Annotated in this window: 22 protein-coding genes and 3 tRNA genes; 20 read left to right on the top strand and 5 right to left on the bottom strand. The window is 65.8% G+C overall.

The features are described from left to right. The first annotated feature begins 41 nt into the window (after positions 1 to 41). Positions 42 to 491: a D-aminoacyl-tRNA deacylase gene (dtd, locus tag TBU01S_RS15480; RefSeq protein WP_068637720.1), complete on the top strand. Its 450-nt coding sequence runs from the start codon at positions 42 to 44 to the stop codon at positions 489 to 491. Positions 492 to 571: 80 nt separating this feature from the next. Beyond that, on the top strand, positions 572 to 952 hold the full coding sequence (locus TBU01S_RS15475; RefSeq protein WP_068637718.1) for a DUF423 domain-containing protein: 381 nt from the start codon (positions 572 to 574) through the stop codon (positions 950 to 952). Positions 953 to 975: 23 nt separating this feature from the next. On the opposite strand, the gene TBU01S_RS15470 is transcribed toward TBU01S_RS15475, so the two are convergent. Both TBU01S_RS15470 and TBU01S_RS15465 read right to left on the bottom strand, forming a co-directional pair. After that, positions 976 to 1,527 (bottom strand): sterol desaturase family protein, encoded by a 552-nt coding sequence (locus TBU01S_RS15470; protein WP_068637716.1) that lies wholly within the window; start codon positions 1,525 to 1,527, stop codon positions 976 to 978. Beyond that, a complete protein-coding gene (locus TBU01S_RS15465; RefSeq protein WP_068637714.1) occupies positions 1,520 to 1,708 on the bottom strand; it encodes a hypothetical protein in 189 nt (62 codons plus the stop codon). Before TBU01S_RS15465 ends, TBU01S_RS15470 begins: the two co-directional genes overlap by 8 nt. Positions 1,709 to 1,896: 188 nt before the next feature. Between TBU01S_RS15465 and TBU01S_RS15460 the strand changes: the two genes are divergently transcribed. The 8 genes from TBU01S_RS15460 to TBU01S_RS15425 all read left to right on the top strand — a co-directional run bounded on the left by TBU01S_RS15460 (position 1,897) and on the right by TBU01S_RS15425 (position 8,994). Further along, the gene (locus TBU01S_RS15460; protein WP_068637712.1) at positions 1,897 to 2,376 is read left to right on the top strand and encodes an SUF system Fe-S cluster assembly regulator; all 480 of its coding nucleotides are present in this window, start codon (positions 1,897 to 1,899) and stop codon (positions 2,374 to 2,376) included. Positions 2,377 to 2,394: 18 nt separating this feature from the next. Continuing rightward, positions 2,395 to 3,909 carry a Fe-S cluster assembly protein SufB gene (sufB, locus tag TBU01S_RS15455; protein ID WP_068637711.1) on the top strand — a complete coding sequence of 505 codons (1,515 nt, stop codon included), beginning with the start codon at positions 2,395 to 2,397 and terminating at the stop codon, positions 3,907 to 3,909. A 20-nt stretch (positions 3,910 to 3,929) separates the two neighbouring features. Further along, complete coding sequence (gene sufC, locus TBU01S_RS15450) at positions 3,930 to 4,709, top strand: Fe-S cluster assembly ATPase SufC (protein ID WP_068637710.1); 780 nt, start codon at positions 3,930 to 3,932, stop codon at positions 4,707 to 4,709. 3 nt (positions 4,710 to 4,712) lie between these two features. After that, complete coding sequence (sufD, locus tag TBU01S_RS15445) at positions 4,713 to 6,038, top strand: Fe-S cluster assembly protein SufD (protein WP_068637708.1); 1,326 nt, start codon at positions 4,713 to 4,715, stop codon at positions 6,036 to 6,038. Further along, positions 6,035 to 7,276, top strand: coding sequence for a cysteine desulfurase (locus TBU01S_RS15440; protein ID WP_068637706.1), 1,242 nt, complete (start codon positions 6,035 to 6,037; stop codon positions 7,274 to 7,276). The genes sufD and TBU01S_RS15440 overlap by 4 nt, the downstream gene beginning before the upstream one ends. Before the next feature lie 10 nt (positions 7,277 to 7,286). Further along, a complete protein-coding gene (gene sufU, locus TBU01S_RS15435; protein WP_068637704.1) occupies positions 7,287 to 7,739 on the top strand; it encodes a Fe-S cluster assembly sulfur transfer protein SufU in 453 nt (150 codons plus the stop codon). A 12-nt stretch (positions 7,740 to 7,751) separates the two neighbouring features. Then, positions 7,752 to 8,321, top strand: a complete 570-nt coding sequence (gene sufT / locus TBU01S_RS15430; protein ID WP_068637700.1) for a putative Fe-S cluster assembly protein SufT — start codon at positions 7,752 to 7,754, stop codon at positions 8,319 to 8,321. A gap of 142 nt (positions 8,322 to 8,463) precedes the next feature. Further along, the gene (locus tag TBU01S_RS15425; protein ID WP_068637698.1) at positions 8,464 to 8,994 is read left to right on the top strand and encodes a DUF3617 domain-containing protein; all 531 of its coding nucleotides are present in this window, start codon (positions 8,464 to 8,466) and stop codon (positions 8,992 to 8,994) included. 22 nt (positions 8,995 to 9,016) lie between these two features. Here the strand turns inward: TBU01S_RS15425 and TBU01S_RS15420 are convergent, their stop codons facing one another. Then, on the bottom strand, positions 9,017 to 12,796 hold the full coding sequence (locus tag TBU01S_RS15420) for a DUF748 domain-containing protein (protein ID WP_068637696.1): 3,780 nt from the start codon (positions 12,794 to 12,796) through the stop codon (positions 9,017 to 9,019). 118 nt (positions 12,797 to 12,914) lie between these two features. Between TBU01S_RS15420 and TBU01S_RS15415 the strand changes: the two genes are divergently transcribed. After that, complete coding sequence (locus TBU01S_RS15415) at positions 12,915 to 14,153, top strand: BaiN/RdsA family NAD(P)/FAD-dependent oxidoreductase (RefSeq protein WP_068637694.1); 1,239 nt, start codon at positions 12,915 to 12,917, stop codon at positions 14,151 to 14,153. 34 nt (positions 14,154 to 14,187) lie between these two features. Here TBU01S_RS15415 and TBU01S_RS15410 read toward each other — a convergent pair whose 3' ends face one another. Continuing rightward, entirely contained in the window at positions 14,188 to 15,048 is an 861-nt protein-coding gene (locus TBU01S_RS15410) for an AraC family transcriptional regulator (RefSeq protein ID WP_245650934.1), read from the bottom strand. Positions 15,049 to 15,167: 119 nt separating this feature from the next. Here TBU01S_RS15410 and TBU01S_RS15405 point away from each other — a divergent pair, with 119 nt between their 5' ends. Continuing rightward, on the top strand, positions 15,168 to 16,424 hold the full coding sequence (locus TBU01S_RS15405; RefSeq protein ID WP_068637690.1) for an MFS transporter: 1,257 nt from the start codon (positions 15,168 to 15,170) through the stop codon (positions 16,422 to 16,424). A 38-nt stretch (positions 16,425 to 16,462) separates the two neighbouring features. On the opposite strand, the gene TBU01S_RS15400 is transcribed toward TBU01S_RS15405, so the two are convergent. Beyond that, a complete protein-coding gene (locus TBU01S_RS15400) occupies positions 16,463 to 17,686 on the bottom strand; it encodes an MFS transporter (RefSeq protein ID WP_083953641.1) in 1,224 nt (407 codons plus the stop codon). Between the two features lie 173 nt (positions 17,687 to 17,859). On the opposite strand from TBU01S_RS15400, the gene TBU01S_RS15395 reads away from it, so the two are divergent. The 8 genes from TBU01S_RS15395 to TBU01S_RS24835 all read left to right on the top strand — a co-directional run bounded on the left by TBU01S_RS15395 (position 17,860) and on the right by TBU01S_RS24835 (position 24,769). Beyond that, positions 17,860 to 18,315, top strand: a complete 456-nt coding sequence (locus TBU01S_RS15395) for a hemerythrin domain-containing protein (protein ID WP_068637687.1) — start codon at positions 17,860 to 17,862, stop codon at positions 18,313 to 18,315. Then, on the top strand, positions 18,312 to 18,524 hold the full coding sequence (locus TBU01S_RS15390; protein ID WP_068637685.1) for a DUF2249 domain-containing protein: 213 nt from the start codon (positions 18,312 to 18,314) through the stop codon (positions 18,522 to 18,524). The genes TBU01S_RS15395 and TBU01S_RS15390 overlap by 4 nt, the downstream gene beginning before the upstream one ends. Positions 18,525 to 18,555: 31 nt before the next feature. After that, positions 18,556 to 19,827: a hypothetical protein gene (locus tag TBU01S_RS15385; RefSeq protein WP_068637684.1), complete on the top strand. Its 1,272-nt coding sequence runs from the start codon at positions 18,556 to 18,558 to the stop codon at positions 19,825 to 19,827. 58 nt (positions 19,828 to 19,885) lie between these two features. Further along, positions 19,886 to 19,962 (top strand) — tRNA-Pro (locus TBU01S_RS15380). A gap of 27 nt (positions 19,963 to 19,989) precedes the next feature. Then, positions 19,990 to 20,066, top strand: a tRNA-Arg gene (locus TBU01S_RS15375). Positions 20,067 to 20,081: 15 nt separating this feature from the next. Continuing rightward, positions 20,082 to 20,157, top strand: a tRNA-His gene (locus TBU01S_RS15370). 685 nt (positions 20,158 to 20,842) lie between these two features. Beyond that, positions 20,843 to 21,847, top strand: coding sequence for a substrate-binding domain-containing protein (locus TBU01S_RS15365; protein WP_083953640.1), 1,005 nt, complete (start codon positions 20,843 to 20,845; stop codon positions 21,845 to 21,847). Positions 21,848 to 21,856: 9 nt separating this feature from the next. Then, complete coding sequence (locus TBU01S_RS24835; RefSeq protein WP_068637682.1) at positions 21,857 to 24,769, top strand: bifunctional diguanylate cyclase/phosphodiesterase; 2,913 nt, start codon at positions 21,857 to 21,859, stop codon at positions 24,767 to 24,769. Positions 24,770 to 24,774 lie beyond the last annotated feature (5 nt).

Below are 24,774 nucleotides of genomic sequence, written 5' to 3'. Positions count from 1 at the left end.
CCCGGCGCCCTTCGGGGCGCCGGCCTGAAGACTCCCGAAAAATGCTCGCAGTCCTGCAGCGCGTCTCCGAAGCACGCGTCGTCGTCGATGGCGAAACCATCGGCGAAATCGGCCCCGGCCTGCTCGCGCTGGTCTGCGCCGAGCGCGGCGACACGCCGGTCGAAGCCGACAAACTGCTCGCCAGGATCCTGAAGCTGCGCATCTTCGCCGACGAGGCCGGCAGGATGAACTGCTCGCTGCAGGACGTCGCCGGCGGTCTGCTGGTGGTCAGCCAATTCACGCTGGCGGCGGACACCGGCGGCGGTAACCGCCCGAGTTTCAGCAAAGCCGCCAATCCGGGCACCGGCGAGGCACTGTACGAACACTTCGTCGCCAGCGCGCGCGCCGCACATCCAGTAGTGCAGACCGGCCGCTTCGCCGCCGACATGAAAGTCCAGTTGATCAACGACGGGCCAGTGACGATTCCGTTGCGGATCGCTCCCGCGTCCTGAGCGGCAGCATGAGAACCCTCGTCAAACCAGACATCCGCGCCTTACCCTTCCCTGCCTCGCCCGGAGGAACACAGCTCGATATGCACGATCTCCAACGCTTCCCCCTCTTCGCCGGCGCCCTGCTCGCCGCGCTCGGTGTCGCCCTGGGCGCATTCGGCGCGCACGGCCTGCGCAGCCTGCTCGACGCCAATGCGCTGGCCTGGTGGCAGACGGCGGTGCAATATCAGATGTGGCATGCAGTCGGTCTGGTCGCGCTGGGAGCGGCCCGGCTGCCGCGCAGCCTGCTGCCTGCCGCATTGCTGGCGGCGGGCACGGTGATCTTTGCCGGTACGCTGTACCTGATGGCGCTGGGCGGGCCGCGCTGGCTCGGGGCTGTGACGCCGGTCGGCGGCAGTCTGATGATCCTGGGCTGGGTCGTGCTCGCCTGGCAGGCGCTTCGCACGGGCAAGCGCCGGTCCTGAATCTGGCCTCCGCACCGCCGTCGTCAGCGTCCCCGCTCCGATGGCGGGCAGGTTCCGAAGCAGCGGTCCCAGAAATCCGTCAGCGTGCCGAAGGCCAGACCTTCGTCCCTGAAGTGGTGCCAGGCGTGGTGATCACGCAGATACGGCAGCCAATGGCCTGACACTTCATGTGCATGCAGCCTCTGATGCACGCTTTCCTGCAGCATGTCGCCCAGCAGCAGGCCGGCCGAAAACGGTGCCGCCAGGCTGTCCGGTCCCAGCACCATGAACGGCAGGCCGAGCATGGCCAGCACCAGCATCAGGCTGAACGCGACCGGCACCCGCAGCGGCGCCAGCGGATCGCGGTGATGCTGCAGGTGCCACGCGGTAAAAGGCTCGACGCCGTGCATGAAGAAGCGGTGCAGCAGGTACTCGACCAGCGTCCAGGCAGCCAGCCCGGCAAGCAGTGCCAGCATCGGCGCCCAGGCACCGGCCGCCTGCGGCCACATCAGCCAGGCGACGCCCAGACCGAGTGCCGGCAACGCCAGCGAGGCGGGAAAAGGCAGCGCCACGCGAATCCACCACGGCTCAGCCATCGCTCTCTCCCTCCGGCAGCAACTCCCAAGCGTAGAGCACGCCCGACTCGTTGAAGCCCTTGCCGGTCTCGATGTCATGCCACCAGGCAAGGCCACGGCCATCGCGGCCATCGAAGCGCCAGGCGCGGATTTCGCCGCTGCACAGGCGCACCGGATAGACCCGACCCACTTCCAGCTCCATATCGCTTCCTCCTGCGTGCTCCTCTTCGCATCATAGGCCCGGCGGCGCATCCACGCGCCATTCCGGCGGCAGTTCCCGTGCATTCTTCGACCGCCGTCCCTGGCCGTGGTGCCGTCTTGCAAATACAGTACTAATTCAGTACAGTTTAAACACGCTAGACAGCAAGGCCACCCCGGAGGCCCTTCATCATGCTACGGATCAGCAAGCTCACCGACTACGGAACCTTGATCGCGACCCACATGGCGGCGACGCCGACGCAGGTCGTCAGCGCCACCGAACTGGCCGACGCCCTCGGCCTCGGCCTGGCCACCGTCAGCAAGGTCCTGAAGGCGCTGGGGCGGCACGGACTGGTGGTCAGCCAGCGTGGCACGCGCGGCGGCTACCTGCTGTCGCGGCCGCCCGAACGGATCAGCATCGCCGACATCGTCGATGCGCTGGAAGAACAGCCTTTCGGGCTGACCGAATGCAGCGCCGGCAGCGGCACCTGCACGCTGGAAACCGGCTGTCGCATCCGCGACGGCTGGCTGCGCATCAACACCGTGGTCCGCGAGGCCCTGCAGGGCGTGAGCATCGCCGAGATGACGCCACCCCCCAGGTTTGCCGACGCCACTTCCCCAGCCGGCCGGCGCGTGCGCGGCCCCAGCCGCCTGGTACGCCACCCGGGCTGAACGACAGGAGAAACCGAGATGAACGCCCCGACCTCTGCCACCCCCTCCCCAGTGACCTCCCCAGCCTCCCCCAAGAGCGCCCCTGTCGCCACGCGCGGCGACGCCCTCGGCGCCTTCCTGGAACAGGACTACACCGCCGGCTTCGAGACCCGGCTCGAAACCGACACCGTGCCCAAGGGCCTGTCGGAAGACACCATCCGTCTGATCTCGGCACGCAAGGGCGAGCCGGACTGGCTGCTCGACTGGCGGCTGGAAGCCTATCGCCGCTGGCTGACGATGGCGCCGCCGACCTGGGCCGCGGTGAGCTTCCCGCCGGTCGATTTCCAGGACATCGTCTATTACTCGGCGCCGAAGTCGAAGAAGGACGGGCCGAAGAGCCTGGACGAAGTCGATCCCGAACTGCTGCGCACCTTCGAGAAGCTCGGCGTGCCGCTGCACGAGCGCGCGCGGCTGGCGGGCGTGGCGGTGGATGCGGTGTTCGATTCGGTGTCGGTCGCCACCACCTTCCAGAAGGAACTGGGCGAGCACGGCATCGTCTTCTGCTCCTTCTCCGAGGCGGTGAAGAAGCACCCCGAACTGGTGCGCCAGTACCTCGGCAGCGTGGTGCCGCCGGGCGACAACTTCTATGCCGCGCTGAATTCCGCGGTGTTCTCGGACGGCTCCTTCGTCTTCATCCCCAAGGGCGTCAAGTGCCCGATGGAGCTGTCCACCTACTTCCGCATCAATGCGCGCGACACCGGCCAGTTCGAGCGCACGCTGATCATCGCCGAGCAAGGCGCTTCGGTCAGCTATCTGGAAGGCTGTACCGCGCCGATGCGCGACGAGAACCAGCTCCATGCCGCGGTGGTGGAGCTGATCGCGCTCGACGACGCCAAGATCAAGTACTCCACCGTGCAGAACTGGTACCCCGGCGACAAGGACGGCAAGGGCGGCATCTACAACTTCGTCACCAAGCGCGGCGACTGCCGCGGCGCCCGCTCGCACATTTCCTGGACGCAGGTCGAGACCGGCTCGGCGATCACCTGGAAATACCCGAGCGTGATCCTGCGCGGCGACGATTCGGTGGGCGACTTCCATTCGGTGGCGCTGACCAACAATCTGCAGCAGGCCGACACCGGCACCAAGATGATCCACATGGGCCGCAACACCCGCAGCACCGTCCTCTCGAAAGGCATCTCGGCCGGCCGCGGCAGCAACACCTTCCGCGGCCTGGTGCGGGTCACGCCCAGAGCAGAAGGCGCGCGCAACTACACCCAGTGCGATTCGCTGCTGATCGGCGACCGCTGCGCGGCCCACACCTTCCCCACCATCGAGGCGCGCAACCCGACCGCCCGCGTCGAGCACGAGGCCACCACCTCGCGCATCGGCGAAGACCAGTTGTTCTACGCGATGCAGCGCGGCATCAGCGCCGAGGATGCGGTATCGATGATCGTCAATGGCTTCTGCCGCGAAGTGTTCAAGGAACTGCCGATGGAGTTCGCGGTGGAAGCGCAGAAATTGCTGGGCGTGAGCCTCGAAGGCAGCGTCGGCTGAGTGAAACAGGGAGAAATGACATGCTGAAGATCGACAAGCTGCACGCCGCGGTGGATGGCAAGGCCATCCTGAACGGCCTGGATCTCGAAGTGAAGGACGGCGAGGTGCACGCCATCATGGGCCCCAACGGTTCGGGCAAGAGCACGCTGGCCCAGGTGCTGGCCGGGCGCGACACTTTCGAGGTCACCGCCGGCAGCGTCGATTGGGACGGCACCGATCTGCTCGCACTGCCCGCCGAGGAACGCGCCCGCGCCGGGCTGTTCCTCGCCTTCCAGTACCCGGTCGAGATCCCCGGCGTCTCCAACGCCTATTTCCTGAAGGCGGCGGTCAATGCCATCCGCCGCCATCGCGGCCTGCCCGAATACGACGCGATGGACTTCCTGTCGAGGGTCAAGGCCGAGATGAAGGCGGTGGGCATGCGCGAGGAATTCCTCTACCGCTCGGTGAATGAAGGCTTTTCGGGCGGCGAGAAGAAGCGCAACGAAGTGCTGCAGATGGCGCTGCTGGAACCGAAGCTGGCGGTGCTGGACGAGACAGACTCGGGCCTGGACATCGACGCGCTGAAAGTGGTCGCCGAAGGCGTCAACCGCCTGCGCTCGCCTGAGCGCTCGATGATCGTCATCACCCACTACCAGCGCCTGCTCGACTACATCGTGCCCGACCGGGTGCACGTGCTGTCGAAAGGCCGCATCGTGCGCTCCGGCGGACGTGAACTGGCGCTGGAGCTGGAACAGCACGGCTACGGCTGGATCGAAAGCGGTGCCGGCGCCGCGCAAGCCGCGGGCGCGGCCGGAGGCTGAACCATGAATACCATCGATACCTGGGTCGCACGCCACCGCGAGCGCGCCGCCACGCTGCCGGGCGCCGCGCTGCCCTGGCTGACCGGCCACCGCCGCGACGCGATCGACAGCTTTGCCGCCGCCGGCTGGCCGACCAGCCGGCTCGAAGCCTGGCGCCACACCTCGCTCGCCTTCCTCGACCAGCAGCCGCTGATCGCACCGGAGGACGCGCCGCATCCGGCCACCACGCTGGCGGCGCTGCGCGCCGATTTCGACGACGGCGGCCACTGGCTGGTATTCGTCGACGGGCATTTCGAGCCGACACTGTCGGTGAGGCCGCCGCTGCCGGCGGGCGTCACGATCAGCGCCCTGTCCGAAGCCCTGGCCCGCCAGCCCGAGGCGGTCGAAGCCGCTTTCGGCAGCGCCGCAGGGGATGACACTGCCGTCGTGAGCAGCCCTTACGCGCTCAACCTCGCGCTGTGCAGCGACGGCGCCTTCGTCCATCTGGCACCCGGCACGGCGCTGGAGCAGCCGCTGCATCTGGTCTTCATCGGCGCCACCGGCGCGGCCGACAGCCATGTGCGCAACCTGATCTTGGCCGAAGCCAATGCCGAGGCCAATATCGTCGAACATCATCTCGGCGGCGGCAGCACGCTCGGCACCGTGGTTACCCGCGTGCAGGCAGCGCAGGATGCGCGCATCAGCCACATCAAGCTGCAGCAGCAGGACGAACAGAGCATCCACCTCGCCAGCATCGAGGCCGAGCAGGCGCGCGGTTCGCATTTCGCCACCCACTCGCTGTCCTTCGGCGCCCGGCTGGCGCGCAACGACATCCGCACCCGCTTCGACGGCGAAGGCTGCGAGACGCTGTTCAACGGCCTGTACCACGTCGATGGCCGGCGCCATGTAGACCACCACACGCTGATCGACCATGCCCGGCCGCACGGCACCAGCCGCGAGCACTATCGCGGCCTGGTCGACGGCAACGCCCGCGGCGTGTTCGCCGGCCGCATCATCGTCGCCCAGGACGCGCAGCGCACCGACGCGGTACAGCGCTGCGACAACCTGCTGCTGTCGAAGATGGCCGAGGCCGACGCCCGCCCCGAGCTGGAGATCTACGCCGACGACGTCAAATGCGCGCACGGCGCCACCGTGGGCCAGATCGACGACAACGCGCTGTTCTATCTGCGCACCCGCGGCGTGGACGAAACCCATGCGCGCCAGTTACTGACCTACGCTTTCGCCGCCGAAGTAATCGAGCGCATCGCCCAGGACGCCTTGCGCCGCCACGCCCGCGCCACCCTGCTCGCCCGCCTGCCGGGCGGCGCCCTGCTGGAGGAACTGCTGTGAATTCCCCTGCCGACATCCACACGGCGCAGCTCGACGTCACCGCCGACTTCCCGATCCTCGCCCGCAAGGTGCATGGCCGCCGGCTCGCCTATCTGGACAACGGCGCGACGACGCAGAAGCCGCTGGCCGTGATCGAAACTGAACGGCGCTTCTATCTGGAATCCAACGCCAACATCCACCGCGGCGTGCATTGGCTGTCGCAGCATGCGACCGAGCTGTACGATGCCGCGCGGGTGACGGTGCAGCGCTTCATCAACGCCGCGCACGCGGACGAGATCGTGTTCACCCGCGGCACCACCGAGGCCATCAACCTGGTCGCGCAAAGCTGGGGCCGCGCCGAACTGCGCGCCGGCGACGAGATCCTGATCACGGCGATGGAGCACCACTCCAACATCGTGCCCTGGCAGTTGCTGTGCGAGCAGACCGGCGCGGTGCTCAAGGTCGCGCCGGTCAGCGACGCCGGCGAGCTCGACCTCGACGCCTTCGACGCCTTGCTGACGTCGGACACCCAGCTCGTCGCCATCACCCACGTGTCGAACGCGCTGGGCAGCATCAACCCGGTGGCCGAGCTCACCGCGCGTGCCCATGCCGCCGGTGCGCTGGTGCTGGTCGATGGCGCCCAGGCCGTGGCCCACCAGGCGGTGGATGTGCAGGCCATCGGCTGCGATTTCTACGCTTTCTCCGGCCACAAGCTGTACGGCCCGACCGGCATCGGCGTGCTCTACGCACGCAAGCCCATCCTGCAGGCGATGCCGCCCTGGCAAGGCGGCGGCGACATGATCCGCACCGTGTCCTTCGAGCGCAGCACCTGGGCCGACGCCCCGCAGCGCTTCGAAGCCGGCACGCCGAACATCGCCGGCGCCATCGGCCTGGCCGCCGCGATCGACTACGTGCAGGGCATCGGCCTGGCGCACATCGCCGCCCACGAGCACGCCCTGCTGGACTACGCCACCGCGACGATCGGCACGCTGCCCGGGATACGGCTGGTGGGCACCGCCAGGGAGAAGGCAGGCATCCTGTCCTTCCTGGTCGACGGCATCCACCCGCACGACCTCGGCACCATCCTGGATGCCGAAGGCGTCGCGATCCGCGCCGGCCACCATTGCGCGATGCCGCTGATGAACCGCTTCAGCATTCCCGGCACCGCGCGCGCCTCGCTGGCGATGTACAACACGCAAGCCGATGTCGACGTCCTGGCCGCCGCCATCGGCAAGGCCCAGAAACTGTTCGGAACCTGAAGGACGCCTCATGAACGACAGCGCCCCCGACCTGCGCGAGCTGTACCAGGAAGTCATCTTCGACCACAACCGACAGCCGCGCAATTTCCACGCCATGGCCGATGCCGACCACCAGGCCGACGGCCACAACCCGCTGTGCGGCGACCAGCTCACGGTCTATCTGCGCATCGAGGACGGCGTGGTGAAGGACGTCAGCTTCGTCGGCCACGGCTGCGCGATTTCCACCGCCTCGGCCTCGCTGATGACCGAAGCGGTCAAGGGCAAACCGGTGGCCGAAGTCGAAGCCTTGTTCCACGACTTCCACGCCCTGCTTACCGATGCCCCACCCGACCGCGATTTCGGCAAGCTGGCGGTGCTGTCCGGCGTGCGCGAGTTTCCGGCGCGAGTGAAATGCGCCACGCTGGCCTGGCATACCCTGCACAACGCGATCGTCGGCGCCCAGGAGCCGGCCCGCACCGAATGAGCGGAGACGACCATGGGTGAACGCTATGCCGAAACCGAATCCCGCGTGCTGGCACGCGACTGCGACGCCGTGAGCGTGCCCTGGGGCCAGCCCGAGACACTGCCCGAAGGCGCCTATGCGCTGGTGACGCAGCGCCTGGGCGGTTCGATCACGGTGATGTGCGGCGGCAACCTGTACCGCATCGCCGAACGCGACGCCGATGCGCTGGGGCTGGAACCCCAGCTCCCGCCGCCGATGCCCGCGCCGGCCGAAGGCGAAGTCGACGCCGCCGCCGTCGAGCAGAACGCCTGGAAAGTGCTGGCCACCTGCTACGACCCCGAGATTCCGATCGACATCGTCAATCTCGGCCTGGTCTATGGCTGCACCGCCGAGCCGCTGCCGGAAGGCGGCTTCCGCCTGGAAGTGCGCATGACGCTGACCGCGCCCGGCTGCGGCATGGGCACGCTGATCGCCGACGAGGCGCGCGAAAAGCTGCTCGAACTGCCGGGCGTGAAAGAGGCCAGCGTCGAGCTGGCCTGGGACCCGCCGTGGAGCCGGGAGATGATGAGCGAAGCGGCGCGGCTGGAAATGGGGCTGTTCTGAGGGGGCTGTTCCGAGCCTCGCGAAAACGGGAGCGAGTATTGTCCTTGCTCAATTTCCACGCTGCGGCACGCGGTTAATCTGCGGCTGATCTCGCGGTCGATCCGATACCCACCGATACCCACACCCAATCCTGGAACTGAACATGCGCGCCCTCGTTCCGCTGCTGCTCGCCACCGCCGCAGCGCTCCAAACCGCCCACGCCGATCCGACGCCCGCCCCAGGCGCCATCGAAGCACCGCAACGGATGCATGGCCTGTGGCTGGTCAACCATGGGCCCGCAGGCGAAGCGGCGAAGACCGAGAGTTTCCACATCTGCATTGCCAGGGACGGCCGCGACGAAGTGCTGGCCACGCCGGCGAACGCCGGAACCACCTGCCGGGACCAGGCATGGTCGAAGGACGGCCTTTACATCCACTACCGTGCGCAGTGCGATACACAGGACGGCACCGCGACGATCGAAGGCAGGTTCTCCGGCGATTTCCAGTACAACTTCCAGGGCGAGTTCAGCGCGTCCCCGGCAGGCGGCGGCGCTGCGGTGGCCCGTACCGAGATCAGCGGCCGCCGGCTCGGGCCCTGCCGCAGCGACCAGGCGGCAGGCAAGTTCCTGATCAAGGGCCAGAACGGCGTCGGCAACCTGAACCTCGCCGAACCAATCGAGCCGCCCGCGCGCTGAACGCCGGCTCGGCGGATGCAGCTCAGCGCAGCGAGAACTGCACCTGCCCGTTCTCGCCGGCCGCCTCGACCTTGGGTTCGAGCACGAAGATGCGCTCGCCGGGCACGCCGCCCTCGCCCGCCAGCCAGTCGCGTACCGCCTGCGCGCGCTGCTGCGCCAGGGCGCGCAGTTCGTTGTCGCCGACTTCGGTATTGGCCAGGATCAGCGCTTCCATGTCGGCGACGGGCACGTCCTTGGTCATGCCGATGAAATTCTTCGGCTTCTTGAAATCGCCTTCGCGGTAGGCTTTCTTCAGCAGTTCGGGATATTCCTCTGCGCCCACTTCGATGTCGTCGAGCGAAGGCGCCGCTTCGCCCTTGTCCATCAGCGCCTTGAGTTTCTGCGCCCTGACCGCGCGCTGCAGCGCCGCCTGCCTGAGGCCGTCGGTATCGACCGCGGGGTCCGCGCGGCCGGTGATGTCGAGCCGCAATGCTGGCCGATCGAGCAGCGCACCCGCCAGGGTGGCGAGCTTTTCCTGCTGGGTTTCGTCCGGCTCGACCATGCCCGGCGCCAGTTCCAGCTGCGACAGCTCCTCGCCGCCGCCCAGCACCGAGCCGAGCAGCGCGAACGGCGAGGTGATGGCCTTGCCGATCAGGTTGACCAGCACTTTGACCACCAGCCCGAACACGCTGAATTCGGGGTCGTCCAGCGTGCCGCTGACCGGCAGGTGCAGGTCGATTTCGCCGCGGCTGTTCTGCAGCAGCGACACCGCGAGCTGCACCGGCAGGTTCATGGCGTCGGGGCTGTCGACCTTGTCGCCGAAGGTGAGCTGGTCGAGGAAGATCTGGTTGGTGGCGGTGAGCCTGCGGTCCTCGATCTTGTAGTTGAGCTCGGCCGACAGCTTGCCCTTGGCAATGCCGTAGCCGACGTACTTGCCGGCGTAGCTCGACAGGCCGGTCAGCTCGAAATCCTTGACCGAGGCGAGGATGTCGAGATGCGCGTCGTGGCGAAAGGGGTTCAGTTCGCCCGCGACCTCGACCGGCGCGGCCTTGTCCACCCTGCCTTTCAGATCCAGCTTGGCAAGCGTGTCGGGATTGGTCGACAAGCCGGTGAGTTCCCCCGCCATGTCGGTCAAGTTGACGTCGTAGTGCGGCTGGATGAAGCGATCGCTGAAGGCGATGTTGCCGCGCTTGATCTCGATGCGGTCGATGCGGATCGGCGGCGGCGGTTCGGCCGGCGCCGGCGGCAGTTCGGCGCTGCGCTGGCCTTCGACCTGGCGTGGACCGGTATTGGCGAGCGACGGGTCGATGAAGGGGTCGAGTGCCGAAGGCTGCGGAGACGGCTGCGCGGCGGCCGCGGCCTCGCCGCCGGCCTGCTCGCCCTGGATTTCCCGCAGGTTCAGGCGGCCCTGTTCGTCGAGGATCAGGCGGGTCTGGAAGTCGTCGAGCGCGATGCGCTGCACCGCCAGCGAGAAGGGTTCGGAAGTGGCGTTGATGCCCCCGATGCGCAGCGTCCGCCAACGCACGAAATCGGTGGCATTGAGCCGGTCGACCGAGGCGAAGTTGCCGACGCTGAGGTCGCCGCGAAAACTGGCGCGCAGGTCGCCCCGCCGGCCGGTGTCGAGCCTGAGCCGCCCCTGGGTGCTGAGTGCGCCGCGGGAAATGGATATCTTGGCCTGCTCGAGCACATAGGGCTGGACCGGCAGCAGGTCGACGCTGCGCGCGTCGATGCGGAGTTCCGCCTTCAGCGGCTCCAGCCCGAGGCTGCCGGTGACGCCGAGCCGGCCGTTGCGGTTGATGCGCGAGTCGAGCTTGAGCTGGCTGAGCGCATCCTTGGCAGTCGAGAAGCCGTCGACTTCCAGGCCGATGTTGTCGACGGCCAGCACTACCGGCTTGTTCACCGTGCGGTCCTCGATCCGCACCGACGCAGCCTGCAGCGCGAACTTGTCGACGGCGACGACCCACGGCGCTTCGGCGGCCGGCTTGCCACCCTTGGACTTGCCGGCTTTCCGGGCGGCGGGCTTGCTGCCGGGTTTCGCCGCCGGGCCGGTGATTCCCAGCAGGTCGATGTCGCCGTTCTTGAGGCGCACCGCCGACACGCTTGCGCCCTTGATGTCCAGCGCGGCGAGCTTGACGCTTTGCGCGTCGAGGTCGAGCACCGCCTCGCGCACATCGAGTTCGGGCACTTTCAGCGCGGCATCCTTGGCGCCTTTCAGTGCGAGGGCGAAGTCGCGCACCGCCAGCGTGTCGGCCTTGAGATCGATGCGGGGTTCGCCCTTGTCGTCCAGCGCGACGCGATAGCGCAGTGCGCCGCTGAGCACGCCGCCGCGCAGTTCGCCGCCGGGCAGGGCTTCGGCAAGGTAAGGCGCGTAGCGTGGCGCCTGGATGGCCTCGAAGTTCAACAGGCCGTCGAACTCGAAGGGCTCGAGACGCAGGCGGTCTTCGTGCACCAGCTTCTCGCCGGCATCGGTGACGTAGTCGAGCCGGATCTCGGCCGGCATGTCGGAATCGGTGGCGAGATCGCGCAGGTCGAGGTTGATCGCCTCGATCCGCGTCTTGAAAGGCTGCTTCAAGCTGCGGTCTTGGAAGCGCACGACACCGTCGCGGATGCGCGCGTGCGCGAGCAGGAAGTCAGGCTTCTCGGCCGCGGCGCCCCTGGGAGCGGCATCCGCCGCGGGCTCTCCGGCCTCCTTCGCGTCCTCCTTCTTCCCCTTCTGCTGCTTGTTGCCATTCGGCTTCGCCTCGGGTGCCTGCTCCGACGTCGCCGGCAGCAGCTTCATCAGGTTGATGCCGCCGTCCTCCAGCCTCACCAGATCGATCTCGGGTTGGGCCAGCCGCAGGCGGGTGAAATGCCAGCGGTTGATCAGCGGCTGCACGTCGGCGAACTCGAGCTCGAATTCGGGGATGTTCGCGACCGCCGTCCCTTCCTTGTCCAGCAACCGGAAAGCTTCGAGCTTCAGCGGCCCGCTCAGCGCGAGTTCGGGCGCACCGCCTCCGGCCTGCCTGAACGACAGTTCGATGTTGCTGCTGAGCTGGGCCGACGGCAGGCTGAATGCCGGATCGAAGGGCGCGTAGACCAGCCACGGCGTGAGGTCGAACTTGTCCAGCACCACGTCGAGGATGGTGTCGTGCGAGTCCGCGAACGGCTTGAGCCGCGCCTTCATGTGAAGCGGGTTGCCGTCGAGCGTGGCCGACAGGCTGGGCTCGACGAAGACATCGACCTTCACCGGCAGGTTCGAGATGAAGGGCAGGCCCACTTCCAGGTCCGCCACTTCGTGCACCAGTCCGCGCGGTTTGTCGTCCACGCGGACGTGGCCGCCGCTGATGCGGATGTTGCCGATCGAGAACAGCGCGCCGGCTTCGTCGCCGGCCGGCTCTTCCTGGTCGGCGAGCATCGCTTCGATGCGCTCGGCGACGTCGCTCCAGCTGTGGCGCCCGCCCTCGTCGATGCCGACTTCCAGCCGCGGCCCGCGCAGCGCCACTTCGTGCACCACCACGCCGCGCTGGATCAGCGACTGGATCGGTTCGGCGTTGATCCGCAGCGCATCGAAGGCGAACGCCTCGCTGCCGGCATCGGCGGAGAGAATCTTCAGCCCGCGCACTTCGGCCGTGGCGGTGAAGGGATTGAGGGCGACACCTTCGATCGACACCGGCCTGTCCAGCGTCTCGCCCAGGATTTTCACGGCGTAATGCCTGGCGACCGGCGGCACGGCAAAGAAGCCGATTGCGCCGATCACGATCACCACGCCCGCAGCCCACAACGCCGGGCGAAGCAGGCTCCGTTTGCGGAGCGGTGCATTCGGGCCGGTGGTGGTATCAGTCATAAAGCACTCCAGCAAGCTGACATTCTCGTTCTGTTCGTCGCGGCATCCGGCCGGTGCGGTTTGCCGCCCGGTAGCGCAGCGCGTATTCTGCGCCGCTTTCGTCATCGCAGGTACCCACGTGGCGCACCCAGCCCCCTCCGGCCGCCGGCCGGCCGACCGCAGCTACGACGTGATCGTCATCGGCGCCGGTGCCGCCGGCATGATGTGCGCGGCCACCGCCGGCCAGCGCGGCCGCTGTGTGCTGCTCGTCGATCACGCCGAAAAGCTGGCCGAAAAGATCCGCATTTCCGGCGGCGGGCGCTGCAACTTCACCAACCGTCGCGTCGGCGCGGAAAACTATCTCTGCCGCAATCCGCATTTCGTGCGCTCCGCGCTGTCGCGCTACACGGCGGCGGATTTTATCGGTCTTGTGCAGCGCCACGGCATCGATTTCCACGAAAGGGATTGGGGCCAACTGTTTTGTGACGATTCCGCCCAGCAGATCATCGACATGCTGCGCAGCGAATGCGGGGACGGCGGCGTCGATTGGGCCATGCCCGCCAAGGTGCTGGAAGTGACCCGAGGCGATGCCGAGGCCGAACGCTATCTCGTCGACACCAGCATCGGTCGCTTCGCTGCGCACAGCCTGGTCGTTGCGAGCGGCGGGCTGTCGATCCCGAAGATCGGCGCCAGCCCGCTCGGCTACAAGCTGGCCGAGCAGTTCGGCCTGCCGGTGATCGCGCCGCTGCCGGCGCTGGTGCCGCTGACGCTGCCGCCGGAGACCCTGTCACGGCTCGCGCCGCTGGCCGGCATCTCGCTCGAAGTCGAAGCCCGCTGCCGCGGCCCGGTATTCCGCGAAGCCGCGCTGATCACGCATCGTGGCCTGTCGGGGCCGGCCATCCTGCAAGTGTCGAACTACTGGCAGGCCCAGGCCTACGCCGACGGCGAGCGCGAACCCGTCACGCTCGACCTGCTGCCGGACCTCGACACCGAGGGCTGGCTGCTCGAACACGCCGGCGAACGCACCCTGCTCGCCAACCTGCTGGCCGAGCGCCTGCCGCGCCGCTTCGCCCATGCCTGGTGCGAACTGCAGGGCTGGACGAAGCCGATGAACGGCTTCCGCCATGCCGAACTGCGCGCCATCGCCGCCACGCTTTCGGGCTGGAAGCTGGCGCCCTCGGGCACGCAAGGCTATGCCAAGGCCGAAGTCACGCTCGGCGGCGTGGATACCCATGCGCTGTCCTCGCGCACGATGGAAGCGCGCGCCTGCCCCGGCCTGTACTTCATCGGCGAAGTGATGGACGTCACCGGCCATCTGGGCGGCTACAACTTCCAGTGGGCCTGGTCGTCGGGCGTGGCCTGCGGGCTGGCGGCCTGATCCGCGCACCGGCGGCAGCCGCTGCCGCCCTCCTTCAGTCGTCCTGCAGCCCGAGGAAACGCGCCGGCGGCATGCCCACGGCACGATGCACCATGGCGCTGAAGGCGCTCGGGCTGTTGTAGCCCAGCTCCGCGGCGATCTGCTTCACCGGCATGCGGCCCGCGGCCAGGGCCACGGCCCGGGCCAGGACGACCTGTTGCCGCCATTGCGTGAAAGTCCGCCCCAGCTCATGGCGGAACAGGCGTGCGACGGTGCGCGGGCTGGCCCCGGTGCCGGACGCCCAGTCGGCCAGGGTCTCATGGCGCGTGGGATCGACCAGCACCGCCTCGCACAACTGGCGCAGGCGCTTGTCGCGGGGCAGGTCCACGCCCAGCGGCACCGCACTGGCGCTGCGCAGTTCGTCCAGGATCAGCGTGCTCAGCAGTTGCTCGCGCTGCCGCAGCGCGGCCGGCAGCGGCGGTGCATCGTCGGGCACGCAAGGCATCTCGCGCACCAGGGCGCGCAGCAGCTCCGACATCTCCAGCACCCGGCAGCCGCGCCAGGGGCCATCGTCCTCGGGCGCCACGTCCGGCCCGAAACGCCCGGCCGGCTGATGAAAGTAGAGCGTGCGCATGTCGGCGTCCTCCACCACCGTCACCGCGTGCTCCACGCCGGGCGGAATCCACAGCGCGCGCCAGGGCGGCACGATGTAGGTGCCGCGCTCGGTGCCCAGGCGGATCACGCCGGTGGCGGAGATGGCTACTTGCGCCCAGGGGTGGCGATGAGGCATCACCTGCGTATCGGCGCGCAGCTTGCGCATCTTCGCCCGCACCGGACGTTCGGCCGTGGGCACGTAGAGATGCGGTGTCGCTGCCGCCACCACGCAGGCCGGGGCGCTTCTCGCGCGGGGCTTCATCCGTGGCTTGGCATCAGCAGGCGCGGCAGGCCGGAGTCTGGCTTGGTTTGGCATGATCGCGACAGTATATGTCCTGCTGTCGCATATCTGCCGCCGGCAGGCTGCCTATCATCCGCTGCATGAGCTCCATCGCACACGCCCCCTCGCTGCGGCAGGACGCCCGCACCATCGGCTTGATCGGCCTGGCGCACGGCTCCTCGCACTTCTTCCACATGCTGCTGCCACCGTTGTTTCCGTTCCTGATCGCGGAGTTCGGCTTCAGCTATTCCGAACTGGGGCTGCTGGTATCGGTGTTCTTCGTGATCTCGGGCGTCGGGCAGGCGCTGTCGGGGTTTCTGGTGGATCGCGTCGGTGCCCGGCCGGTGCTGTTCTGCGCGCTGTCCTGCTTCGTGCTGGCGGGACTGGTGGCGGCTTCGTCCGGCAGCTATGCCGGCCTGCTGCTGGCTTCGGTACTGGCGGGGCTGGGCAATGCCCCCTTCCACCCGGTGGATTTCACCATTCTCAACAAGCGCGTGTCGCCGCAGCGGCTGGGACACGGTTTCTCGGTGCACGGCATCTCGGGCAACCTGGGCTGGGCGGCGGCGCCGGTGTTCATGGCCGGCATCGCCGCAGCCACGGGCTCGTGGCGCATCGCCTGCCTGTCCGGCGCCGGGCTGGCGCTGGCGGTGCTGGCGATCATGGTCTGGAACCGCGATGCGCTCGACGACCGCCAGGGCGCGTGGGGTGGCCAGGCAGCGAAACACGCTGCTGCCGCCGCCGAGGAGCATCCGCTCGCCTTCCTCAAGCTGCCGTCCGTGTGGCTGTGCTTTTCCTTCTTCTTCTGGAGCACCTGCTCGCTGTCGGCCATCCAAAGCTTCGCCGGCCCCACGCTGCAGCAGCTCTACGGCCTGCCGCTGTCGCTGACGGCGATGGTGGTCACCGGCTACATGCTGTGCGGCGCCGCGGGCATGGTGGTCGGCGGCTTCCTCGTCGCGCGCGTGGAGCGGCTCGAGAAGACCATCGGCGTGTGCCTGCTCGCGACGGCCGTGCTGCTGGCGCTGGCAGGCTCCGGCCTGCCGTCGGGCATCGCGGCGCTGGCGCTGACGGCCCTGGCTGGCCTGGGGATCGGCCTGGCCGGCCCTTCGCGCGACATGCTGATCAAGCGTGCGGCACCGCCCGGTGCGACCGGGCGCGTATACGGCACGGTGTATTCGGGACTGGACCTGGGCTTCTGCATCGCGGCACCGATATTCGGCGCGATGCTCGATGCCGGCATGACTTCGGGCATCTTCTACGGTTCGGCCCTGGCACTGGTGCTCGGCGTCTGCTCGGCCGGGCTGGCCGGCCTGGGCGTTGCCGCGCGCGCCGCCCGGCAGCAGCGGCATGCAACGGTCTGACCGGGGGCAGCTCGCCGCCTCGAAAGACTCCGCCGCTTTCAGTTCCCGCTTTTTCCCGCGCGCCAGCCCAGCAGCGGCAGATAACTGAAGGCCTGCAGCAACAGCAGCACGGCGAGGGCGAACTTCAGCGCTTCGGGCATCGCCCAGCCCCAGCTGCGCAGCAGATCGAGCACCAGGCCGATGCCCCACTGCACCAGGAAAGCGCCGAGGAAGACCATCAGATTGATCGAGGTGCTGACCCGGCCGAACATCTCGCGCGGGAAATTGTTCGCCGCCGCCAGGTAGGACTGCGAATTCACCGCCGACAGCACGCCGAGCAGGAACCACACCACGACGACCGGGCCGACCCTGAACAGGATCGCCGCCAATACCAGCAGCAGGCAGGCATAGCCGACCTGCAGCAGGCGCAGCGGCTGCACGCCGAGGCGGACCAGACGCACGCCGAACATGCCGATGGACAGCTGCCCGGTCAGCATGCCGAGGTTCAGCACCAGCAGGATGCGGGCCGCCGCGGCCAGCTCCAGCCCTTCGACGTGCATCAGCCAGGGCACGGCCCACAGGCTCTGCAGTGCCATGAAGCCACCGACGAAAAACAGTGAGGAGCCGGCAAAGCGCAGGAAGGCCGGCGCGGCGAAAATGCCTGCCACGCCCTGCACGATGCCTGCCAGACGCACGTTGCCGCCGGCCGCGGTTTCGCGCGGCAGGCTGAAGAACAGGCTCGCCGAAGCCGCCAGCGCGACGGCCGCGATGCCCCAGAACACGCCCCGCCAGCCGAGCAGCGGAATCATCGCTTCGAGTGGTGCACTGGCGGTCAGCGCCCCCATCGCTCCACAAGCCATCACGTAGCCCGTCATCGAGCTCTGCCGTTCGGGCGGATACCACAGCGCAAAACCCTTCAGCGCGCCCATCAGGCAGGCCGACACGCCCAGCCCGATCAGCGCCCGCCCCAGCCCGAGGCTGCCGATCGAGTCGCCCTGCGCGAACAGCGCCGCGCCCAGCGCGGCCAGCAGCAGCAAGGCGCTCTCGACGCGGCGCGGGCCATAGCGGTCGAGCGCGATCCCGACCGGAATCTGCGCCAGCCCGAAGGCGAAGAAGTACATGCTGGTCAACAGCCCGAGCTGCGCCGCCGACAGCTCGAGCTCGCCGGTCAGCGCCGGCGAGATCACCGCATTGACCGTGCGCAGCAGGTAGGACAGATAGTAGCCGAGCGCAAAGGGCAGGAAGATCCGGCTCCAGGCGCCCGGCGCAGCCGCATTCGACATGCCGCCTCCGGCGGAACGAAAAGCGCGATTGTGCCTGCGCGGCATACGATTCCTCAAACGAATCGAATGCGAACCGCCCGGCTCCGGCCGGCAGCGCCTTACCCGACTTGACTCGTATCAATGCCAGCCGCCGGTCACGGCGGAGAATGGCCTCAGTCCCATCGGAGCAGACCATGAGCACGATAGCCGAACTGATGACCCACGATCACCGCGCCTGCGATCACGATTTCGCCCGCGCAGAAACGCTCGCCGCCGAGAACGACTGGCAAGGCGCAAGCGAAGCCCTGGAAGCATTCGCCCACGGCCTGAACGCCCATTTCGACGCCGAGGAGCAGCAGCTCTTCCCCGCCTTCGAAGCCGCCACCGGCATGACCCAGGGGCCAACCCAGGTCATGCGCGGCGAGCACGTCGACATGCGCGCCGCACTCGAACGCCTGCGCGCAGCGCTGCAGGCGCGCGATGCGGACGATTTCGCCGGCGAGGCGGAAACCCTGCTGATCATGATGCAGCAGCACAACATGAAGGAGGAGAACATCCTCTATCCGATGTGCGACGCCCGCCTCGCCCATGCCCGGGACGAGCTCTGTAGCCATCTTTCCCAAGCGCTTGCCGTGGAGCACACATCATGACCATCGTCGACGCCCGCGGCCTCGAGCCTCCCGAACCCTTCGAACGCGCCATGGAAGCGCTGGCCGAGTTGCAGCCCGGCCAGCAATTCACGCTGTTGCTCGATCGCATGCCGCATCCGCTGCTGCGCATGCTCGACCGCGACGGCTATCGCAACGAGGTGAACATCCGCGACGACGGCGCCGTGGAGATCCTGATCGGCCGTCCATGACGGCCCCCTCACGCAACACTGCAAGCAGACCATGAGCAGCGCCAATCCCGGGCTCGCCTACGAAGACACACCGCCGTTGTCGGCACCGCTGCGCTTCTTCCTGACGGCGCCACTGTTCGGCATGTGTGCCGGACTCGTGCTGCTGTTCGGCGACGGCGTGCTCGGCTCGCGATGGACGCCGGGTGCGCTCGCTGCCGTCCACCTGCTGGCAGCCGGCTTCATGCTGCAGGTGATGATCGGCGCACTGCAACAGATCCTGCCCGTGGTTGCCGGCGTCCGCTTCCCCGCAGTGCTGGGCGTCGCGAGCAGCAGCCACGCACTGCTCACGTTCGGCGCCGCCGGGCTCGCCGGCGGCCTCGCCTTCGGCCTCCCGGACGCCATCATCGGCGGTGCGATGCTGCTGCTCGGCGGCATCGGCATCTTCCTGATCGCCGCGCTGGCAGGCCTGATCCGCTCGCCATCGGTCAAGATCCCCAGCCACGCCCCGCGAGATCTGCGCCTGGCCATGGCCGGCCTGGCAGTGACCGCGGTGCTCGGGCTGGCGCTCGCACTCGCCATCGGCCGCGGCGCGACCTTGCCGATACCGTTGGCCCAGGCGGTGGATCTGCATGCCGCCTGGGGCTGGCTGGGCTGGGGCGGCATCCTGCTGGCCGCGACAAGCTGGGTCGTGGTACCGATGTTCCAGATCACGCCGAGCTACCCGGCCCGCTTCACCCGCTGGTGGGCACCCGCAGTGCTGGCGGGCCTGGCCTCGTGGTCGCTGGCCCGCAGCTTCGATGCCGAGGGCACCGGCATCGTGCTCGGCATCGCGTTGATGCTCGCCTCCGGCGTCTTCTCGGTGCAGACTCTGAGGTTGCAGTCGCGCACCCGCCGCAGCACGCCGGATGCGCCCTTCCATGCCTTCCGCGCGGCGATGCTCGCGATGCTCGCCGGCATCGCCGCGCTGGGCGGCAATCTCGTCGTCGATTCCGATCACTGGTCGGTACTCGCCGGCGTGCTGATCCTGCACGGCGGCTTCGCCGGCGCCATCAGCGCGATGCTGTACAAGATCGTCCCTTTCCTTGCCTGGCTGCACCTCACCCAGGCCGGCATCCGCGCACCGAACATGAAGAAGCTGCTGCCCGACACCCCTGTCAAGCAGCAGCTGAAGCTCCATCTCGCGGTACTCGCCGCCCTCGTGCTGGGCGTGTTCGCAGACACTGTCGCACGTATTGCCGGGCTGCTGATGCTTATCGAATTCGGGTGGCTGCTGCTCAACATGCTACGCGTTGTGCGTAACTGGCAGCGCGCGCGGGAAACGTGAAAAATTCCGCAAAAGATATTTGACGGCATCGCGGGACCTCTGTATAGTTCGCGGCTCTCGGGGTGTAGCGCAGTCCGGTAGCGCGCTTGCTTTGGGAGCAAGATGTCGGGGGTTCGAATCCCTCCACCCCGACCAGCTCACACCCCGATTGCCCGCGGGACTCTGCCCGTAGCTCAATTGGATAGAGCACCAGCCTTCTAAGCTGGGGGTTGCAGGTTCGATCCCTGCCGGGCAGGCCAGGACAGGTTTTAGTGGCGGCATTAGCTCAGTTGGTAGAGCACTGGATTGTGGCTCCAGGTGTCACCGGTTCGATCCCGGTATGTCGCCCCAAGTATTTAAAGGGGTTTAGCCCCGAAAGCAGCGCCCGTCGTCTGCGGCTTCTTACAAAATTTGTAAGATCACCGCGCGGCGGGCGCTTTGCGTATCCGCCTGCGGTCATACACTTTCGACACCACGGACTCGGTGCGATGACCGGTCAAGTCGCTGGCCTTGCGCCCTGCTTCGGTCGTGTCCCACGGAACCGGTGCAGGTATCTGCACCACTACAACCACGAACGGCCTCACCAGGGCCGAATGACGCAAGGCAGAAACCCCGATCAGGCCTTCCCGGCAGGCATCCTCAACAGCCCGGAGAGAGCCTGCCGCACGCCGCCTGAAACAACACCGGCTCGGGGCCCGTGTCAGGGGAATGCTTGATCTGCACCCCCGCGGAAACCATACTGGGCCGCAATCTCCCAGAATGGGCCATGATTCTGGATAAATTAATCGGATACGATTAGTATCGAAATATGCTCGAGCTTTTCCAGGCTGGAAACTTTGTGCATGCATCCAGAGTGACCAGCCACACAACGATCCACGCCATACACATACCGGAATATTTTCTTCGACGAAGAACTGCCTCCTTCAAACACATCGTCTCCACTAGCGCGCGACCGTATCTTTCTGAGCGACACCCTGGCGGCGATATTGGGAAAATCAACCACGATCTGTGAGCCGCACCACCTGAGCTTACATCAATGCAAACATTGCAGCATCTTCTCCTATCGGCATTTATTGTGTTCACACTTGCCGCATGCTCCGATGAAAAATCCCGTCGGGTCGATGCGCTCGTGGTTTCGGGCGAATCTGCTCATGTGGCTCAGCAAGAAAACGCCCCCCCGAAAGATGCAACACCGAGGATTGCACTGCTGCTGAAATCATTCTCGAATCCTTACTTTCTGGAGATGGAGCAGGGAGCACGGCGTGCTCAAGCCGAATCCAACGCAGGGCTATTCGTCAGATCGGTTGGATCCGAGGCCGCAATCGATCAGCAGATTCAATTTATCGAGCAGATTGTTTCCAATCGAACAGCTGACGCCATCGTACTCATCCCTACCGATTCCGAACGATTGGCCCCCAGTGTTGCAATGGCTCACAATGCGGGCATTCCCGTAATCGTCGCCGATACGCCGCTAGATGCCGACGCACTGACTCGACAGGGCGTAAGAGCGCCGCCTTTCGTGGGCATTGACAATACCAAGGCAGCCTATCAAGCGGCCCGTGCCCTAGCCTCTGCCATACCTGCAGGGTCAGAGGTCGCTCTTCTTGAGGGCAACTCGAACGCTCTCAATACACGGCAGCGTGCCCTCGGTGCCCGTCAGGCGTTCGTCGATGCCGGGATGAAGCTCGTTGCCAGCAAGAATACGTGGTCTCCCGACGAAGTCTACGAGGTCACCGGCATCCTTCTCAGGGAGCACCCCCGCATACAGGCCATCTACTGCATCAGCGATGTGATTGCCATTGGTGCGATGAAGTATCTTGCAGACCGGAACATCGCACACATCAAGCTTGCTGGTTTCGACGGCATTCCTGAAGCGCGGAAGGCGCTCGAGCAGGGCCAGATGGTTGCCACAGTCGACCAGCAGCCAATGGAGCAAGGCTATAAAAGCGTAAAGGCCGCGATCGATCTGTTGGCCGGCAAGGCCATCCCGCAGCGAGTCGAGATCGATACCGTTCTGTTGATTCAAGCGAATGGCGAATGAGATCAAGAGATGAAGCTGCCGAACAGCATTTCCGTCAAATTGATAGGCTTTCTTCTCGCCCTCTGCATCCCTCCGTTTCTGCTGTATCAAGTCCTTACATTCAGCATCGTGCGAAGCACCATTTCAGGGATGGCTCTTCAACACAGCATGGACCTGCTGGCCGACCGAGAAGCCTACCTGAAGCACCAACTCGACCGGATCGAGGACCTGTTGCGCAATATCAGCACGATCGATGAGATCAAGATTGCGCTTAGCCATGCGGCTGACGAACCCGTGGGCCAGCAGAGCACGGCAAGCCGCATTCCAAGCTTTCGCTTTCGAACCCACGACGAGCTCTCCATCCAATCTCGGATCAGTGCGATCCTGAATAGCTACGGAAACTTGGCAGGGCTGGTCTCTATCGATCTGATCACATACAGCGGGCAACATCATCGTGTCGGTGACACACTGGATACAAGCAACATCGACCAGGCAGAACTTGAGCGGCTCATGCAGGAGTCCAGACAAGCGAACGGCAAGATCCGCTGGCACGGCATACGTAGCAATATCAGTCTTACTTCAGATCAGCACAAGGTCATCGTGGCCAGCCAGACCCTGTGGCAAACCGATGCCAGCGGGGCGCTGCAGAAGCCACTTGGGGTGCTGCTGGTCAACTATGATCCTCTGGCCCTGTTTCGAGACCTGAATGAGCCAAGAACAGTGCGCGGATCGAAACTGATGGTCGTCGACGATACAGGAAACGTTCTTTACTATCCCGACTCCAAATTAATCAGTCTTGCCGTTTCTCCTGATATCATCGACCTGCTCGGCGCCCCCGAGGGGACATTCGCGATACAGCTCGAGAATCATCCTACCTTGATGAATTTCCGCTGGCTCCCTCAGTGGAACTGGCATATCGTCAGCCTGACGCCCGAGAACGAGTTGTTCGCCCCCCTCCGGGACATAACCCGTATTGGGAGCGTTCTGCTGGTCATTGCCTTGCTGCTGGTGATCTGGCCCAGCTGGCTATTCGACCAACGAGTAATTCGACCAATTCGCGCCCTATCCGATGGATTTCAGAACTTTCGAGCGAACCGGCTCAGTGATGGATGGCGCATGCCGCAGATGAAATCTCTGCGGGAGATCAATCAGCTGATTGGATGGTTCAATATCTTCCTCGAAAAAACCGAGACCCAGCGACAGGCGGAGGTCGACTTGCGGGTCGCGGCGACGGCTTTCGAGTCCCAGGAGGGAGTCATCATCACCGATGCCGAGACAAACGTCATCCGCGTCAATCGTGCTTTCAGCGCGATCACCGGTTACGAACTCCATGAAATCCAGGGCAAACCGGTCCGGACCCTCAAGTCCGGGAGGCAAAACAAATCCTTCTATCAAGACCTGTGGTGTTCCATTGTCAAAACCGACAAATGGAATGGCGAGATCTGGAACCGCCGCAAGAACGGCGAACTTTACCCCGCATGGCTCGCCATAACCGCCGTACGTGATCCGCAAGGACAGATCACCCATTACGTCGGTGCGTTCGTCGACATCACACAACGCAAACAGGCCGAAGAACGAATCGAACGCCTGGCCTATTACGACACGCTGACTCAGTTGCCGAACAGGCACCTGCTGCTGGATTCGGTGCAGAAGGCCTGCGCCCGCTCGAGCCAGCAGGATAACTGCGGAGCGATCCTCCTGATCGATTTAGACAACTTCAAGTTCCTGAACGAATCTCAAGGGCATAAGCTCGGTGACCAGCTGCTGCAGGAGATCTCACTACGCCTGCGGAACCAGGTGCATGAACCCAATGCCGTTTTTCGATGGGGCGGAGACGAGTTCGTAGTCCTGCTGACACAATTGGACCCCAAGCTCGCGACAGCACAGGCCGATGCCCGCGCGATCGGCGAGAACTTATTGGCAAGACTCCAGGGGCCATACCGTGTGGGCGGCGATATATACCGCTGCACATCCAGCATCGGGGTTGCCCTATTTCATGGCCAGGACGGCGATGCGGCAGAGCTTCTGAAACATGCCGAACTCGCGATGTATGCAGCCAAAGCCAGCGGGCGCAACACCTTGCGCTTCTTCGACCCGACCATGCAAAAAACCGCGGCTGACTATGCCAGCCTGGCAAGTTGCCTGCATCAGGCAGTTGAAGAACAACAACTCGAACTGCACTATCAGATCCAGGTCGACGCGACCGGACGTGCCGTTGGTGCCGAAGCCCTGCTGCGCTGGCACCGACCCAACAAAGGCCTCGTCAGCCCTGCGATCTTCATCCCAGTGGCCGAGCAGTCCAATCTCATCGTGGAGCTCGGCAACTGGGCTCTGGAAACCGCATGCCAGCGATTGGTTGCGTGGTCTGAGGATCCAGTGCTCTCCGATTTGACGCTGGCCGTTAACATCAGTGCTCGCCAATTCCGGGAGCCGGAATTTACCACTCAGGTACTTGGCATCCTGGCCTCTACACAGGCACCGCCGCATCGCCTCAAGCTCGAGCTAACAGAGAGCCTGCTGATCGGCGACACCCAAGACACCATCCACAAGATGCATGTCCTGAAGGATCATGGAATCGCATTTTCCCTGGACGATTTCGGCACTGGATACTCATCACTGAGCTATCTACGCCAATTGCCTCTCAATCAGCTCAAGATTGATCGGTCCTTCGTAAACCAAGCCGGGCAGAATAGCGCGGATGCAGCAATCATCGAAACCATATTGGCGTTGGCCCGAACGTTCGGCCTCGAGACCATCGCAGAGGGCGTGGAGAATGAGGAGCAGCGTGCCTTTCTGGCAGAACTCGGCTGCGATGCCTACCAGGGATACCTGTTCGGTCGACCATTGCCCGAGGCCGCCTTCGTTCAACTCGTCCACCAATATGCGGCGCCTACGGGTTGCCACGCCACCGTATTAGAGCCAATAAACTCCGATCAGCCCTAAAAAAT

The sequence above is a fragment of the Thauera butanivorans NBRC 103042 genome, assembly GCF_001591165.1.
GTDB classification, from domain to species: domain Bacteria; phylum Pseudomonadota; class Gammaproteobacteria; order Burkholderiales; family Rhodocyclaceae; genus Thauera; species Thauera butanivorans.
The sequence above is the reverse complement of the archived record's forward strand: the minus strand, read 5'-3'. Positions and strand labels throughout refer to the sequence as shown.

Excerpts from the sequence above, each read along its gene's own strand:
- TBU01S_RS15470 (WP_068637716.1), bottom strand. The coding sequence starts at position 1,527 with ATGGCTGAGCCGTGGTGGATTCGCGTGGCGCTGCCTTTTCCCGCCTCG.
- TBU01S_RS15395 (WP_068637687.1), top strand. The coding sequence starts at position 17,860 with ATGAGCACGATAGCCGAACTGATGACCCACGATCACCGCGCCTGCGAT.
- sufD (WP_068637708.1), top strand. The coding sequence starts at position 4,713 with ATGAATACCATCGATACCTGGGTCGCACGCCACCGCGAGCGCGCCGCC.
- TBU01S_RS15460 (WP_068637712.1), top strand. The coding sequence starts at position 1,897 with ATGCTACGGATCAGCAAGCTCACCGACTACGGAACCTTGATCGCGACC.
- TBU01S_RS15420 (WP_068637696.1), bottom strand. The coding sequence starts at position 12,796 with ATGACTGATACCACCACCGGCCCGAATGCACCGCTCCGCAAACGGAGC.
- TBU01S_RS15385 (WP_068637684.1), top strand. The coding sequence starts at position 18,556 with ATGAGCAGCGCCAATCCCGGGCTCGCCTACGAAGACACACCGCCGTTG.
- sufB (WP_068637711.1), top strand. The coding sequence starts at position 2,395 with ATGAACGCCCCGACCTCTGCCACCCCCTCCCCAGTGACCTCCCCAGCC.
- sufU (WP_068637704.1), top strand. The coding sequence starts at position 7,287 with ATGAACGACAGCGCCCCCGACCTGCGCGAGCTGTACCAGGAAGTCATC.
- TBU01S_RS15390 (WP_068637685.1), top strand. The coding sequence starts at position 18,312 with ATGACCATCGTCGACGCCCGCGGCCTCGAGCCTCCCGAACCCTTCGAA.
- TBU01S_RS15405 (WP_068637690.1), top strand. The coding sequence starts at position 15,168 with ATGAGCTCCATCGCACACGCCCCCTCGCTGCGGCAGGACGCCCGCACC.
- TBU01S_RS15400 (WP_083953641.1), bottom strand. The coding sequence starts at position 17,686 with ATGTCGAATGCGGCTGCGCCGGGCGCCTGGAGCCGGATCTTCCTGCCC.
- sufT (WP_068637700.1), top strand. The coding sequence starts at position 7,752 with ATGGGTGAACGCTATGCCGAAACCGAATCCCGCGTGCTGGCACGCGAC.
- TBU01S_RS15475 (WP_068637718.1), top strand. The coding sequence starts at position 572 with ATGCACGATCTCCAACGCTTCCCCCTCTTCGCCGGCGCCCTGCTCGCC.
- TBU01S_RS15425 (WP_068637698.1), top strand. The coding sequence starts at position 8,464 with ATGCGCGCCCTCGTTCCGCTGCTGCTCGCCACCGCCGCAGCGCTCCAA.
- TBU01S_RS15410 (WP_245650934.1), bottom strand. The coding sequence starts at position 15,048 with ATGAAGCCCCGCGCGAGAAGCGCCCCGGCCTGCGTGGTGGCGGCAGCG.
- TBU01S_RS15365 (WP_083953640.1), top strand. The coding sequence starts at position 20,843 with ATGCAAACATTGCAGCATCTTCTCCTATCGGCATTTATTGTGTTCACA.
- sufC (WP_068637710.1), top strand. The coding sequence starts at position 3,930 with ATGCTGAAGATCGACAAGCTGCACGCCGCGGTGGATGGCAAGGCCATC.
- dtd (WP_068637720.1), top strand. The coding sequence starts at position 42 with ATGCTCGCAGTCCTGCAGCGCGTCTCCGAAGCACGCGTCGTCGTCGAT.
- TBU01S_RS15465 (WP_068637714.1), bottom strand. The coding sequence starts at position 1,708 with ATGGAGCTGGAAGTGGGTCGGGTCTATCCGGTGCGCCTGTGCAGCGGC.
- TBU01S_RS24835 (WP_068637682.1), top strand. The coding sequence starts at position 21,857 with ATGAAGCTGCCGAACAGCATTTCCGTCAAATTGATAGGCTTTCTTCTC.